This window comes from Bombilactobacillus sp. ESL1094 (assembly GCF_058107425.1).
This window is the reverse complement of sequence record NZ_JBYLUM010000001.1, coordinates 1,738,783-1,753,625: the sequence shown is the minus strand read 5'-3', so window position 1 is coordinate 1,753,625 and position 14,843 is coordinate 1,738,783. Positions and strand designations below refer to the sequence as shown.

Below are 14,843 nucleotides of genomic sequence, written 5' to 3'. Positions count from 1 at the left end.
GGGGAGATTAATATGCATTTATTAACAACTTGTTTAGCTTTTGTAGGTGATTGGTTTCTGTTTATTTACCCGGTTTATCAAGCCGGCTTGGAATTACAAGATTATCGTAAATTTTTGGCAAATTACCGTGAAATTTCCATTAATGTTAAGAAAATATCGCCTTTATGGTGGTTAATTCCACCTTACAAAATTTGGTTAGAAAAAAAACGGGGCACTACTATTTTACGTCAAGCAGTTCATGATGAAAATGAATTTCATGAAGCTATGAATTTTTTAAATAAAGCTACTGCTTGGTGGTATGTAGCGTTGGCTGGTTTATTAAATAGTATCCAATCCAGTTATGAATTATGGGAATTATTTGAAATTAAATTAAATTGGATCTTTTTCTGGTTATTAATTTTACTGCTCTTCTTAGGTGGGATTATGCAAGTTTTATACCGGCTGAGTGATTGGCGCTTTCAACACATGCTTAATGTTTTTCATGCTAAAAAATAAAAAGACTAGCACCGAAGCTGGGACAAAATGTGAGCATCAATTTATTGTCCGGACTTCATGGTTCTAGTCTTTTTAAATCCATCAATTTAAGTTTTTCGACACTAACTATTACTCTTTAGGAGTTCGTAGTTTATCATTTTCATACTTTAATAAACGTTGCTCATAGCCATCAATCTTTTGATCGAGTCGTTGATAAGTGGCCTGCATTCGTTGAATCTTTTGGCCCAATTCATCGCGTTGCTCGATTAAAATTTGTTTACGTTGAGGAATGGTTTGCTTCCCCTGAAAAAACAAATCAACATATTCAATGAGCGCTTTCAAGGATATTCCCGCAGCGCGAAACTGTTTAGCCAAATAAATCCAATTAACATCTTCGGTTTGATAATCACGGTAGTGATTATTCTTTCTAGTAACTGGCGGAATAGCCCCCACTTTTTCCCAATAACGAATTGTATCAATATTGACGCCAGTTTTTTGACTGACTTGTTTTATGTTCATTTGACTAACCACCAATCATTAATATATCTAGCATAACACAAGCAACTAATGATCTAGGATGCCATTCGCTCATTATCCTCTAAAAATGCGCTTCATTAATATTCATTTGATCTAATTCATGATTAATTTGTTGCATTTCACTAGTTGATAATTCCACTTCACTTGCACCTAAGTTTTCTGCCAAACGTTTCATTTTGGTGGTACCAGGAATGGGAACAATATAATCTTTTTGCGCAATTTCCCAAGCTAAAACTATTTGCGCAGAAGTCGCATGTTTTTGTGCCGCTAATTGTTGTAACAAGTCTAAAACGACTTGATTTTGTTTCATGACTTCTGGTTTAAAGCGACTCATCGTATTTCGAAAATCACCTGCGGCATATTTTTCACCTGGTTGATACTTGCCACTTAAAAAGCCGTTGCCTAACGGACTGTAAGCCACAAAGCCAATACCTAATTGTTCACACAAAGCAAATAATTCTGTTTCTGGCTTACGATAAACCATTGAATACTGATTTTCCATGGCAGTTAAAGGCGAAACTTGATGTGCTCGCTTAATATAATCTATCGGTGCATTGGACACACCCCAATGTAAAATCTTACCTTCTTTAATTAAGTCATTCATAACTTCCGCCACTGTTTCTGGAGCAACGTTAGGATCAACACGATGTTGGTACAACAAATCAACATGGTCTGTTTGTAAGCGTTTAAGTGATTGTTCCACTTGCTGATGAATTGAGTCCGGTTGACTGTCCAAAACATTCGTTGGCTGACCATCAATGACTTTTTGTCCCGTGATGCCAAACTTCGTGGCAATGATGGCTTGATTGCGAATCGGCTTTAGAGCCGCTCCCAATAATTTTTCATTACCTGGGCCATAAACTGGAGCGGTATCAAAGAAATTGCCCCCTAACTCAACTGAATGCCGAATTAATTCGATCATTTGTTGGCGATCAGCTTGCGGACCGTAAGCATGATCCATGCCCATAATCCCCAAACCAATTGCTGGAACGCGTAAATCTCGTCCTAAAATGCGTGTTTTCATAGTTGAAACTCCTCTTTTTATTGATTAAAATTTATAATTCATTGGCAAATACAGCTGATAAACCGCCATCAACCGTGATTTCTGTACCAGTAATAAAGGCACTTTGATCACTAGCTAAAAAGAGCACTGCTTGACTAATATCTTCAACTTGGCCTACGCGCTTTAAGGGCGTTAACTGGGCGCGGTGTTGTTGTTTAGCCTGTTCTTGTTGCGGTGAGCGTCCCAATTCTCCGGTCGCTGCTGGTGTGGGGACTACCCCTGGACTAACAGCATTAACGCGAATTTGCCGGTCTTGTAAATCAGCCGTCCAACTATGAATAAAAGAACGCACTGCAGCTTTAGAAGCGGCATATAAACTAAAATTCGGAATTCCTAAATTAGCGGTAACTGACGTATTTAAAATAATTGAAGCGCCTGTCGTCAATAATGGTAAGACGGCTTGCACTGTTAAAATCGTTCCTTTGACGTTCGTGTTTAAAACTTGATCAATTTGCTTGGAAGTCATTTTTCCTAAAGCAATATATTGACCTACACCCGCATTGGCGAAAACAATGTCTAATTGGCCTGCTTGTTCTTGAATAGTTTGCGCAACTCGTTGCATATCATCAAATACACTAACATCCGCCCGAACATAAGCACTGTTTTTACCAAGTTGTTGCACAGCTTGTTGGAGAACTGGTTCTCTTCTACCCGTAATATAAACGAAGGCTCCTGCTTCAACTAAAGCTTGTGCTGTTGCTAAACCAATGCCAGAATTACCTCCAGTCACCAACGCGACTTTATTAGCTAATAATTTGGTCATTACTTAATTGTTCTCCTCTCCTGTAGATTGTTATTGATTGTAAACCCTGAAGTTTACTTCAGAGCAAGTCTTTCACATTCGATTACTAATAATTATTTTTCACGGCTTTGATTTCTTGTTAGAATGTTCTTATTACTACTCATTAAATTTCAGAAGGGACGTTTGTCACTTGTCATTAAACATTTCTACAATTAAAACTGCTTTAAATTTAAATCCCCATCCTGAAGGAGGTTACTTTAAAGAAACTCAAAGAAGCTCACAATTAATCTCCACTCCCCAGGGTCAACGCGCCTTATATACTTCGATTTTATTTTTATTAACGGCCAATAATCCTTCGCATTTGCACCGATTAAAATCCGATGAAACTTGGTACTATCATCTAGGTGATGCTTTAGATGTCCATTGCTTATTCCCTGATGGGAGTTACCAATTGCTTAAGATTGGTCCGGACATTCAACACGGCCAACAATTATCATATACAGTACCTAAAAATACGATTTTTGGTTCCAGTGTCGAGCAAGGATTCAGTTTGGTTAGTTGTGTCGTCGCTCCTGGTTATGATGAGCGAGATTTTGAATTATTTACTCAACAAGAATTAATTAAACAATATCCCCAACACGCTAACTTAATTAAAAAAATGGCCTACGAACAGTTAGATTCATAGGCCTTTTGTTTATATTATAAAGTTGTGAAATTGCATTTTGTTACAACAAGTGGTTCAACTAAATCCCCCTCTTTAATTGCTGAAGATCCGAACACAACTTAGGAAAATGATTTATCGTAAACATTTAATGATCATATTTTCCTTGTGGAGCAGGAGCATTATTATAGTTATTAACTGCTGTCACTTCCGTATAATCAAAATCTGCTTGTGGCGTGGCAAATGTTTGTACGGTATATATCAGTCCCGTCGAATCGATAGCCACACCAATACCGACTTGCGTATAAAATGGGCTCAGCATATTTTTGCGGTGACCATCATTAGTGCTGTAATACTCATGAAAGAAATCGCTAGTTGCTAAAATGGCATCTTGTTGTGGCGTAGCCTGCAGTTCATTTTGATCAAGATTTTCACCCATTAAAGCATAGGAATTTTGCGGATAAACATTTTCATACCATCCATCATGGTCATCTAATTGCCCCTTAGCTGCTAAAGTTTGGGCCCGCTGCATAGAAAACTGTGTTAATGCGGTATTTTCCTGTAAACTGGCTAAATTATTTAGAGATCGTAAACGATTTAACTCTTGTAGCATGGCCTCCTTAACCACACTAGCGTCAAAATCTTGTTGGGCTTCTTGGTTAGCCGTTGGCGTGGAATGAGCCTGTGAATTATCAGTCACCACGGTGATGGGCGACATATTATTAGTAGTTGCAAAGTTCACATAGACATCCTGCGCATTGAGCCATTCGTTAGCAGCAATTTGATAGTAAGTTTGATTACGGATAGTTTTAATATGGCCTACTTTCCAATCAGAAAAATTGGCCACGGTTTGCCGTAATACTTTTTGTCCTTGGTTGTCATATAAAGCAGCTACTTTTTTCTTAGGCGTAATGACACGCGCAACATGATAGGCATACTGACTAGGAACAAAGTTATTGGTACTACTGGAACTTGGTAACCACAGATTAGGACCAATCAAATACATTTTCTGACCATTAATGACTTGAATATCACCCACGCGCCAAGAGGTCTGGGCAGCAACGGTTTTACTTAACTTATCGCCTTTACGATCAAACAATGGTGTCGTCGGTTGTTGAGTGGCAGTCGCGACTGGATAATTAAAATCAGCAGCTTGGACTGGCTGTTGGTCATGATTAAAGGCAATGATCATAAAGACCAGGCTGCTCAATAGTACTGTTAAAATCTTTTGGTGTTTCATATTAATTCTTCTTCCCAATTTAAATATTCAATCTTAATTAAGCCCATGTTTTTGGATTTAATTGATCTTGCTGCGGATTTTTTAAAGACTGTGCATAAATTTCTTTTTTGTGCTCTAAATACTGTAGCCGTTGCTTCGTTTCAACTAATTGTTCTTGGGTCTTCAGATATTGTTGTTGAATCAATTCGTAACGTTGCGGTATGGTTTGCGAACCTTGTAGACATAAATCAACATACTGTTTAACTGTCGCTACACTCAGTCCGGATTGTCTTAAATAATGGCAACCTTGTAACCAGTTTAATGAGGCTTGATCAAATAAACGTCGATTTAAATGATCACGTTGCACGGTCGGAACTAATCCCCGATCAGTGTAAAAACGGATGGTATATTCACTTAAGTTTAATTTTTTCGCGACTTGTTTAACTGTTAACAACATAGCTATTCCCCTTAATTAAAGTCTTGCATTCGTGTTACTCGAAGGTAGTAAGATAACTATACAACTAATTAAAGGAGGTTTCAAAATGACTGATATACCTAAAATTACTTTAAATAACGGTGTACAAATGCCACAGGAAGGTTTTGGGGTTTACCAAATTGCTAATGAAGCAACTCAACAAGCAGTCCTATCTGCTTTAGACATTGGCTATCGAGCAATCGACACAGCGCAAGCCTACCACAATGAGCAGGCGGTGGGCCAAGCTATTAAAGACAGTCCCATTAATCGCCAAGATCTTTTTTTAACAACTAAGGTTTGGGTTTCGAATTACGGTTATGATAAGACCAAGTCTTCCGTGGAAGAGTCATTAAACAAATTACAAACCGACTATTTAGACTTGGTATTATTACATCAAGCTTATAATGATTATTATGGTGCTTACCGCGCCCTGGAAGACTTATATCAAGCCGGTAAGATCCGGGCAATTGGCGTATCTAATTTTTACGCTGATCGTTACGTGGATTTAGTTAAGTTTAATCAAGTCGTACCAGCCGTCAATCAATTGGAAACCCATGTCTTTTATCAGCGACAAGCGGAACGACCTTATTTAAAACAACACGGTACTAAATTAGAGTCTTGGGGGCCCTTTGCTGAAGGCCGCAATAACTTCTTTCACAATGAAACTTTAATCCAAATTGGATCTAACCACCATAAAACTGCAGCGCAAGTGGCTTTACGTTATTTAACTCAAATGGGAGTCATTATTATTCCAAAATCCACCCATCCGGAACGGATGCAAGAAAACTTAGATATTTGGGACTTTGAACTAACCGCTACCGAATTCCAACAAATTCAGCAACTCGACACCAATCAAAGCTTATTTTTCGATCATCGCGATCCTGAAGTGGTAGACTCCATCACGGATTTTAAACTCTAGGTACCAACTATCTATATAATAGAAATAAAAAAAGCAGGATTGACTGAATCCCAGAACTGCCAATGGATTCAGAGTATTCCTGCTTTTTTATTTTTTAACTAATTGTGCTGTTTATCATGAAACAAATGGGCTAACTGATCGACAATCAAGTCCGCAATGGCTGTTTTAGATAACAACTCCGTTGTAATCGGGGCGTGATTTTTTTGCAGCATGGTCACTTGATTGGTATCCCCGTTAAAACCCACTCCCGGTTGAGAAACATCATTAGCTACCACTAAATCTAAGTGTTTACTCTCTAATTTATGTTGCGCATTAGCCTGCAAATTCTGAGTTTCTGCCGCAAAGCCGACCGTTACTTGCTGTGGTTGTTTAATTTGAGCGACAGCTTGTAAAATATCGGAAGTTTTTTCTAATTCTAATGTCCAAGTTTGCGCGGCAGTTTTTTTAATTTTTTGTTTAGCAGTGTTAACTGGACGAAAATCAGTCACCGCCGCCGCCATCACCAGGCCATCACTTACGGGAAAATGCTTTAACACTGCTGCTTGCATTTGCGCACTGGTTTGCACTGCCACCATATCGACGCCAGCAACAGGAGCTAGTTTAGTTGGACCGCTAATTAAAGTTAACGTGGCTCCTCGTTGTCTTAAAGCTTGCGCAATCGCATAACCCATTTTACCGGATGAATCATTGGCTAAAAAGCGCACTGGATCAATCCGTTCGCGCGTACCGCCAGCTGTTACTACAATGTGTTTACCAGCTAACGCAGTTGAACGCGTTAATAAAGTTTGAATTTGAGCCATAATCTGCTCAGGTTCAGCCAGGTGTCCCTTGCCTTGATAGCCTTCTGCTAAAAAACCCACCGTGGGTTCCACTATTTGTACACCATCAGCCTGTAAGGTTTGTAAATTACGCTGAGTAGCTGGATTGAACCACATTTGATCATTCATGGCTGGTACTACCAATTTAGGTGCTTTAGTCGCTAGTAAGGTCAAACTAGCCAGATCATCTGCTAAACCGATAGCCATTTTCGCAATCAAATCTGCGCTCGCTGGGACCACTACTGCCAAGTCCGTCCATTGGGCTAATTGAACGTGTAAAACTTTATCAACCGTAGCATCAAACATATCTGTGTAAACCGGACGCTGCGCTAAAACTTGAAAACTTAATGGGGTAACAAATTTCTCCGCAGCTTTAGTTAACACTACTTGGACTTGTGCTTGTTGTTTAATCAGCAGACGGGTCAACTCTAAGGCCCGATAAGCCGCAATACTACCTGTCACAAACAATGTAATATGTTGATTTTTTAACATTGACTTTTTCCTCAATAATCTTTAAGCAATAACCTTGGCTTGTAAGCCAAATACCACAGCCATCATAATGGCTAATTCGTAATCAATACATAACTCGCTTTGCCGCCAAGCACTAATTAACGGCGCTACTGGCGGCCAAGTTTGATGGGTTCGCTGTTCAAAAAACTTTTTGGTAATTTCGATTTGTCGCGGATCTGGCCAAATATACATGAGTTCTTCAAATGGTGACATAGCTGTCGGTGCAATTTGAGCTAAAGCTTTGATCCGCTGTTGAATTACCGTTGGTAATTGACTTTTGGGACACATCAACGCTTGTTGTGGAGTTTGTTGCCAAGAAATAATCGATTGCCACAGCCGGTTTTGAGCTGCAGTTTGTGGCACAAACTTATTTTCTCGCAAGGTGACATAATGAGCAATTACTGCAACCAACACTGCGTGTTCATATTGATAACTATCAGCACTATTTTTCATTTGCCAGACAGCTTCGTCTACTTCTAACCATGGTTGGTGAAATTTGCGTTCAAAACTGGCTTTAATATCCGTAATTTGTTCTTGCTCTGGAAAAATATAAGTCATCAAAGTAAACGGCTGCAACTGTGCAAATCGTGTAAAATATTGTTTTCTTTTTTGTAATTCTAACGGTAAAGCTTGTTGTGGTGCTTGAATTTGTCCTTGATCATTAAATTGCCAATTATAGATAGCTTTATGTAAGTGTGTTTTTTGATTCAAACTAACCACCTTCTTTTCTTTAAGTTTATCCTAGGTAAAATTTTATAATCTTTTAAGATAAATAACAATCCTTTTTTACGCTGTCCAGCTGACTCAGAGCTGAGCAATTAGAACTTATTATTCATATTCAAGATAGTATTTATAACTATTTTGCAAAATCAATGAACTTTTTTTAAAAATCAAGTCATTTAAACAAGACGATTTCATCTCAAATTAAGAAGCAACAATTGACAAAGCCTTAATTTATGGTAAATTAATATCAATTTACATAATCAAATTCTTATAGGAGGGATTTTGTTGCAAGCACAGGAAAAATTCTTAAAACAAGGCTTAACTTTTGATGATGTTTTATTGGTTCCAGCAGCTAGTGATATTTTACCACGTGAAGTTAAGTTGGAAACTCAATTGGGAAATAATCTCAAATTACACTTACCAATCTTAAGTGCTGGAATGGATACTGTCACAGAAGAACCAATGGCCAAAGCTATGGCTTTACAAGGTGGTCTAGGTGTTATTCATAAAAATATGAGTATTCCAAGCCAAGCTCAGCAAGTACAAGCAGTTAAGGCTGAACTAGCCACCAGTAAAACTGCAGCTGTTGATGAAAGCGGACACTTATTAGTCGCCGCTGCAGTGGGAATCACCAATGATACTTTTGACAGAACACAGGCGTTGTTAACTGCAGGAGTCGATGCCATTGTGATCGATACCGCCCATGGACACTCAAAAAGCGTCTTAGAAAAAATTGCCGAAATTAAAAATCATTTTCCAGATCTAACTATCATTGCGGGTAATGTCGCCACTGCTAGTGGTACCCAAGCTTTATTTGATGCTGGCGTTGATGTAGTTAAAGTGGGGATTGGTCCGGGATCTATCTGTACGACTCGTGTGGTCGCTGGTGTCGGTGTACCGCAAATTACCGCTATTTTTGATGCGGCACAAGTTGCACAAAAAATGGGTAAACAAATTATTGCTGACGGTGGCATTAAATACTCTGGTGATGTTGTGAAAGCTTTAGCCGCGGGTGGTAATGCTGTAATGTTAGGCAGTATGCTAGCTGGCACTACAGAAGCTCCGGGAGAAATTTTTAGCGATGCTGCTGGGCAACAATATAAGGCGTATCGTGGTATGGGCTCCTTAGCTGCTATGCAAAAAGGCTCATCTGATCGCTATTTTCAAGGTAATGTTCACGAAACTAAAAAATTAGTTCCGGAAGGTATTGAAGGCAAAACCAAATATAAAGGTGATGTTGCAGATATCTTATTTCAAATTGCTGGTGGTTTGCGTTCTGGTATGGGTTATGTGGGGGCACATACCATTCAAGATTTAATTGATCATGCACAATTTATTCAAATTACTAACGCGGGCTTAATTGAATCACATCCTCATAATGTAACTATTACTCATGAAGCCCCTAATTATAGTGGTAAATAATGATAAATGACTTTTATGGATAATTAACCTCTAAACAATATATCTCTGTGAAAGTATTATTATTTTAATAATCACACTCAAAATTTAGATAAGCAACAATTAAGCGAAGTTAAACATTATTACATGTTTAGCTTCGCTTAATTTTATAGCAAATATAATTACAATTATTTTTAAGTTTTCATGACTTATTTGCATATTTTTCAGGGTTATATCATATATCTCAGAACCCTAATTTTCTTTCAATAGTCTCTCAAATTCAATCTCATCATTCTGATCTTCAGCATTCAATTCTGCAACCCTTCTAGCATGCCTCTCACCTTCAAAATCTGTTTCAAGCCACATCTTAACAATTAATTTGGCTAACTCTTCTCCGACTACTCTTGAGCCAAAGGTTAAAACATTGGCATTATTATGTTTTCTTGACATTATTGCACTATAAGGTTCACTACATGTACATACTCGAATTCCTTTAACTTTGCCTGCTGCAATGCCAATACCAACACCTGTACCACATATTGCAATGCCAAAATCATATTTGCCAGAAGAGACTTTGTCACCAACTAGCTTACCATACCTAGGATAATCAGTACTTTCTAAGCTATAGGTACCAACATCATCAATAATTAATCCTAAACCTTTTACGTAATCTAAAATACTATTTTTCAATTTAAATCCTGCATGATCTGAACCAATTACAATTTTTCTAGTTTTCATAAATATTTTGTTACCCTCTTATAAGTTACGTTTAAATATCAGTGTAGTAAAATACTAAATTTCTTCGTACCATTCGTTATGAAATGTTCCAGATTCATCATTACGCTGAAAAGTATGTGCCCCAAAGTAATCCCTCTGAGCTTGAATCATATTAGCAGGTAAGTCATTTCTAGAAATTGAATCCAAATAACTTAAAGCGGCAGTTAAACTAGGAACTGGTAAATGATTTTTAATGGCTAATTCAACTACTTCTCTCAAAGCATCAATATATTTAACAACTTTTGTATTAAAATATGAATCTAACAGGATATTATCAATTTCTGAATCTTTTTCATATGCTTTTTCAATATCTTTTAAGATATCTGCTTGAATAATACAACCTGCTTCAAAGACCTGTGCAATATTTTTTAACTTTAAATTCCATCGATATTTTTGGCTTGCCTTACTCATTTGTTCAAAGCCTTGTGCATAGCTAACAATAGTTGCCAAATACAAACTTTGCTCTAATTTCAGAATCAAATCATCGCTTATTCTACAACTATCAAGATTACTTTGTTTTAATTTTAACGTATATTCTTTATCTGAAATAAAACGTGCAAAAACAGCAGACGTTATCAAAGATATTGGAGCTCCAACCTGCATGGCTTCTTCAACCATCCAATTACCTGTCCCTTTATAACTTGCTTTGTTTAAAATAACATCAAGCATGTATTTACCAATTTTCGAGTCTTTTGCTTCTAAAATATCTTTTGTTATCGAAATTAGATAACTTTTTAATTCACCATCGTTCCATTCACCAAAAATTTCACTCATTTCACTATTTTTCATATTGAAAACATTTCTCATTAAATAATAAACTTCTGAAATACTCTCCATAATTCCATATTCTATTCCGTTATGAATCATTTTTACATAATGGCCTGAACCTTCTGGGCCAATATACGTAACACAAGGTTCATTATCTTCTGTTTTGGCAGATATTTTTTCTAAAATACTCTTAACTTTTTTATAGGCCTCTTTATCACCGCCCGGCATAATAGAAGGACCATGTAACGCACCTAATTCACCTCCAGAAACACCCATACCAATGTAATTAATTCCGCTTTTAGTTAAATATTTACTCCGTCGATTTGTATCTCTAAAATTAGAATTTCCCCCATCAATTAATATATCTCCCTTGCTCAGTAAACCTTTAATATTTTCAATAACTTCATCAACTGGTTTGCCTGCTTTGATCATTAAAATAATTTTTCTAGGTTTTTCTAAAGAATTGACAAATTCTTGTAAGTCATAAGTCCCGACAATTTTTTTACCTTTAAACTGTGAGACTAAATCATCAGTTTCTTTTCTTGTAATATTATAAACAGAGACTGAATAACCATTTTTACTAATATTAACAGCTAAATTTCTTCCCATAACTGCCATTCCCATTACGCCAATATTTTGCATTGTAAGTTCCTCCCATTTTTTAGTTACACTACACAATAGATATTATAAACTTTCATGATAATTTAAACGTTTGACACAAAACGATAAATCCTAAAAATAAAATGTAAAAAATACAAATTAGCATAATGTTTATCACATTAATTTGTAATTTTCTACATTTTTATTTTGCTATATAAATATATTTAAAATTAATATTTCAATTCCACCGATAAACCAACAAACAGTAGTAGGAATGGACCATGTCCATATTTGTTCTTTTGTATCCTTAACACCAATGGAATCATTAATTGCCCAGAAATAACTATCATTAAAATAAGAAAACACCATTGCGCCCATACAAGCGGCTATATTAGCAAGTACAGGATTAATACCCAAAGTTGCTACCATTGGAGCTGTAATTGAAGCTGTTGTAAATATTGAAACTGCTCCAGAACCTTGAATAATACGAAGTAAACTTGCAATTATAAATGGAACTAAGATTGCAGGTATCCCAGTATGAGCAACACCTTCTGCAATAACTTTACCAGCACCGCTTTGATTAACAACATTTCCTAAAGCTCCGCCAGCAGCAATCAAAACCAACGTCTTGCCGCCGCTGACAATTCCGTCATCTAGAGCTGCAGAAACTTTCTTTCTATCTACACCACGAAGCAAAGTAAATACTCCGATCAATAAACCTAATCCCAATGCAACCACTGGAGCTCCAATAAATTGAATTACTGAACTTAAGGCTTTATTCATAGCCACTCCCTTAAGTGCCCCAGCAAGTAAAATAAGTACAACCGGAATTAAGATAGGCATAATTGCTATAGTAAAAGACGGTTCCTTTGCAGTATTGGATTCTTCCAATTCGCCTTCTTCATCATCTTCAGCGATTCTATGATATTTTTTACCAATCCATTTAGCATAAAAATTAAAAAAGATCGCTAACGGAATACCTACAAGGAAGCCTAAAATCATATTTTTTGAAATACTAGCATGAAACAGCGCTGCTCCTCCTAAAGGACCAGATGCAGGCGGAACTAATTCATGACTCCAAAGCAATCCGCCAGCAAGTCCAACACCTAAAGAAGTTAAGCTCGTGCCAGTTCTTTTAGATACATCTTTAGCCAATGGAAAAAGCATTAAAAATGCGGGAACACAAAAGATAGCCAACGACGTTATAAAACCAGTAATTATCATAGCCATCACTTCGTGTCCTTTGCCCAAAACTTTAACAAGTTTCTTGCCCATTACAGCTGTAGCACCAGAAACTTCCAAGATTTTGCCAATCATCACACCAAAAGCAATTAGAATACCCAAACTTGCCATAGTATTTCCAAAGCCATTTTTTAAAGCTTCAACTGTTTTTAATGGATTCAATCCACCTAAAACACCTGTTAAAAGTCCGCCAATGATTAAAGACGTAAAAGCATTCAACTTGGATTTAACAAGTAATAGTACTAGTACTATAATGGATACAATTAAAGCAATTACCATTTGTGTTGTGCTACTCATGCTAATCCCTCCCCATAAAACGAATTTGAAATTTTAGTGGAAAGATAGTTTGAACACTTATTGAGGGTGGTTTTATCTCCAATTAAACCACCTTTAGTAATAATAGGCATTTTGTCAAGAGTTCCGCCAATAACTCTTCCATACACAGCCAATGGAACGATCTCATCTTTAATTTCAATTCCTTGTGCTCCATTTTCTTGTAAAAACGCTTTAGTCACATCACCACCAGAAGTATACACACCACCAATTTGGCCGCCACATTTTTTAATAATATTGAAACCTATCGCAGCCATAGAGTTACAAATTTTTTGTGAAGCTGTTGAAATTGTTAGACCAGCTTTCCTTGATTCTTCTTTTAGATCAATCTTGTCTTTCTTCTCCACCATTGTAGCTACCAAAAACTGTGAATTTTCATTTAGATGAGATACTACCTCTTTCACTGCCTTTAAAATTTCTTCTTCTCTCTTATCTTCATACAGAAAATTACGTGCATTCGGTTTTACAATAAAAGGTGCATATTCCGCACGAAATTGGGCTATTTGATCTTCTACAACACCGCTAACGCTTCCAATTAGATATAACGCTTTCTTTTTTTCCTTATAAGATTTCTTGGGACTAATTTCTTTTAGTAATGAGCACGTAAACGGACCCGGGTCTACAGAAATAAAAGGAACTTTAGAATCAATAACAGCCTTAGCAATTGTATCAATATCTTCACTAGTACAAGAATCAAACATTATAATTCTTGCGCCATTAGAAATTAAATCTATAATGGTATTTTTTATAGTATCAACTCCTTCCAGAACACATTCCATTGAAATAACGCCAATTGGCTTATTTGACTGTTGTTGTAAAATACCCGCTACTCTGGAACTCAATACTGGACTAGTTGGATCATTTCTTACATCAGTATTTTCCAACATTACTCCATCAACTAGCTCATAGTTACCAATAACTATTTTACCTGAGCTGGGAAAAGCGGGAACAACCATGGCAGTTACATCATCACCCAACGCATCCAACATTCCGTCTATTTCTGCACCTATATTACCTCTTAAAGTAGAGTCAATACGTTTATTGTAAAAAACAACTTCATCATTTTTTACTTTTTTTGTATATTTATATACTTTGCTGTAAGCATCTTTAAAATCATCACCACGACTATCCGTATGCAACCCCAGTGCATCATAGTCTTCAAAATTTTCAATACTATCTATCGTATCAATCGTGCCAACTTTCAAACCATTTTTTGCTAAAAGTGAATTTGAAACGTTAGAACCAGTCAAGTCATCTGCTATTATTATTGATTTCATCAGCTTGTCCTCATTTCTTATTATTTTGAATTTAAAATATAATCAATTTCCTGAAAAATTAACTATCTATTCTTAAATATTAATAAATAAAAAATCTCTTTGACTCACCAAAATTATATCCATAAAGGTAAATTATTATTTTTAACGTTCAACAATGCTGTAATTAGCAACTAAACTTAGCATTTTACATAACCGAACTATATAACAATTCAACGTATAAACTAAGATGATCAACTTCATACAGCTGAATTTATTTACAAACATTAATAATCAAGTGAAAAAGTTAACGCTTACAAAAAACGGTTAA

Annotated in this window: 15 protein-coding genes; 4 read left to right on the top strand and 11 right to left on the bottom strand. The window is 36.5% G+C overall.

What is annotated here, in order from left to right; translation table 11 throughout:
* Positions 1 to 12: 12 nt before the first annotated feature.
* The gene (locus tag AC3B5S_RS08345; protein WP_489757999.1) at positions 13 to 495 is read left to right on the top strand and encodes a hypothetical protein; all 483 of its coding nucleotides are present in this window, start codon (positions 13 to 15) and stop codon (positions 493 to 495) included.
* 108 nt (positions 496 to 603) lie between these two features.
* Here the strand turns inward: AC3B5S_RS08345 and AC3B5S_RS08340 are convergent, their stop codons facing one another.
* The 3 genes from AC3B5S_RS08340 to AC3B5S_RS08330 all read right to left on the bottom strand — a co-directional run bounded on the left by AC3B5S_RS08340 (position 604) and on the right by AC3B5S_RS08330 (position 2,837).
* On the bottom strand, positions 604 to 993 hold the full coding sequence (locus AC3B5S_RS08340) for a MerR family transcriptional regulator (RefSeq protein ID WP_489790355.1): 390 nt from the start codon (positions 991 to 993) through the stop codon (positions 604 to 606).
* 79 nt (positions 994 to 1,072) lie between these two features.
* On the bottom strand, positions 1,073 to 2,035 hold the full coding sequence (locus AC3B5S_RS08335; RefSeq protein ID WP_489775372.1) for an aldo/keto reductase: 963 nt from the start codon (positions 2,033 to 2,035) through the stop codon (positions 1,073 to 1,075).
* Between the two features lie 31 nt (positions 2,036 to 2,066).
* Positions 2,067 to 2,837: an SDR family oxidoreductase gene (locus tag AC3B5S_RS08330; protein WP_489775373.1), complete on the bottom strand. Its 771-nt coding sequence runs from the start codon at positions 2,835 to 2,837 to the stop codon at positions 2,067 to 2,069.
* 169 nt (positions 2,838 to 3,006) lie between these two features.
* Between AC3B5S_RS08330 and AC3B5S_RS08325 the strand changes: the two genes are divergently transcribed.
* Positions 3,007 to 3,501, top strand: coding sequence for a cupin domain-containing protein (locus AC3B5S_RS08325; RefSeq protein ID WP_489775374.1), 495 nt, complete (start codon positions 3,007 to 3,009; stop codon positions 3,499 to 3,501).
* Positions 3,502 to 3,625: 124 nt separating this feature from the next.
* On the opposite strand, the gene AC3B5S_RS08320 is transcribed toward AC3B5S_RS08325, so the two are convergent.
* Positions 3,626 to 4,717, bottom strand: a complete 1,092-nt coding sequence (locus AC3B5S_RS08320) for a CAP domain-containing protein (protein ID WP_489790354.1) — start codon at positions 4,715 to 4,717, stop codon at positions 3,626 to 3,628.
* A gap of 37 nt (positions 4,718 to 4,754) precedes the next feature.
* Complete coding sequence (locus AC3B5S_RS08315) at positions 4,755 to 5,153, bottom strand: MerR family transcriptional regulator (RefSeq protein ID WP_489757993.1); 399 nt, start codon at positions 5,151 to 5,153, stop codon at positions 4,755 to 4,757.
* An 85-nt stretch (positions 5,154 to 5,238) separates the two neighbouring features.
* On the opposite strand from AC3B5S_RS08315, the gene AC3B5S_RS08310 reads away from it, so the two are divergent.
* A complete protein-coding gene (locus AC3B5S_RS08310) occupies positions 5,239 to 6,090 on the top strand; it encodes an aldo/keto reductase (RefSeq protein WP_489790353.1) in 852 nt (283 codons plus the stop codon).
* A gap of 98 nt (positions 6,091 to 6,188) precedes the next feature.
* Here the strand turns inward: AC3B5S_RS08310 and coaBC are convergent, their stop codons facing one another.
* Together coaBC and AC3B5S_RS08300 are read right to left on the bottom strand one after the other, a co-directional pair.
* A complete protein-coding gene (gene coaBC / locus AC3B5S_RS08305; protein WP_489790352.1) occupies positions 6,189 to 7,400 on the bottom strand; it encodes a bifunctional phosphopantothenoylcysteine decarboxylase/phosphopantothenate--cysteine ligase CoaBC in 1,212 nt (403 codons plus the stop codon).
* Between the two features lie 21 nt (positions 7,401 to 7,421).
* The gene (locus tag AC3B5S_RS08300) at positions 7,422 to 8,129 is read right to left on the bottom strand and encodes a hypothetical protein (RefSeq protein ID WP_489790351.1); all 708 of its coding nucleotides are present in this window, start codon (positions 8,127 to 8,129) and stop codon (positions 7,422 to 7,424) included.
* 294 nt (positions 8,130 to 8,423) lie between these two features.
* Between AC3B5S_RS08300 and guaB the strand changes: the two genes are divergently transcribed.
* On the top strand, positions 8,424 to 9,563 hold the full coding sequence (gene guaB, locus AC3B5S_RS08295; RefSeq protein WP_489757989.1) for an IMP dehydrogenase: 1,140 nt from the start codon (positions 8,424 to 8,426) through the stop codon (positions 9,561 to 9,563).
* 228 nt (positions 9,564 to 9,791) lie between these two features.
* Here guaB and rpiB read toward each other — a convergent pair whose 3' ends face one another.
* From rpiB to AC3B5S_RS08275, 4 genes are all read right to left on the bottom strand, one after another.
* Positions 9,792 to 10,277, bottom strand: a complete 486-nt coding sequence (gene rpiB / locus AC3B5S_RS08290; RefSeq protein ID WP_489757988.1) for a ribose 5-phosphate isomerase B — start codon at positions 10,275 to 10,277, stop codon at positions 9,792 to 9,794.
* Between the two features lie 54 nt (positions 10,278 to 10,331).
* On the bottom strand, positions 10,332 to 11,726 hold the full coding sequence (gene gndA / locus AC3B5S_RS08285) for an NADP-dependent phosphogluconate dehydrogenase (protein ID WP_489790350.1): 1,395 nt from the start codon (positions 11,724 to 11,726) through the stop codon (positions 10,332 to 10,334).
* Positions 11,727 to 11,894: 168 nt separating this feature from the next.
* Entirely contained in the window at positions 11,895 to 13,223 is a 1,329-nt protein-coding gene (locus AC3B5S_RS08280) for a GntP family permease (RefSeq protein WP_489775381.1), read from the bottom strand.
* Positions 13,220 to 14,536, bottom strand: a complete 1,317-nt coding sequence (locus AC3B5S_RS08275) for a four-carbon acid sugar kinase family protein (RefSeq protein WP_489769787.1) — start codon at positions 14,534 to 14,536, stop codon at positions 13,220 to 13,222. Before AC3B5S_RS08275 ends, AC3B5S_RS08280 begins: the two co-directional genes overlap by 4 nt.
* Positions 14,537 to 14,843 lie beyond the last annotated feature (307 nt).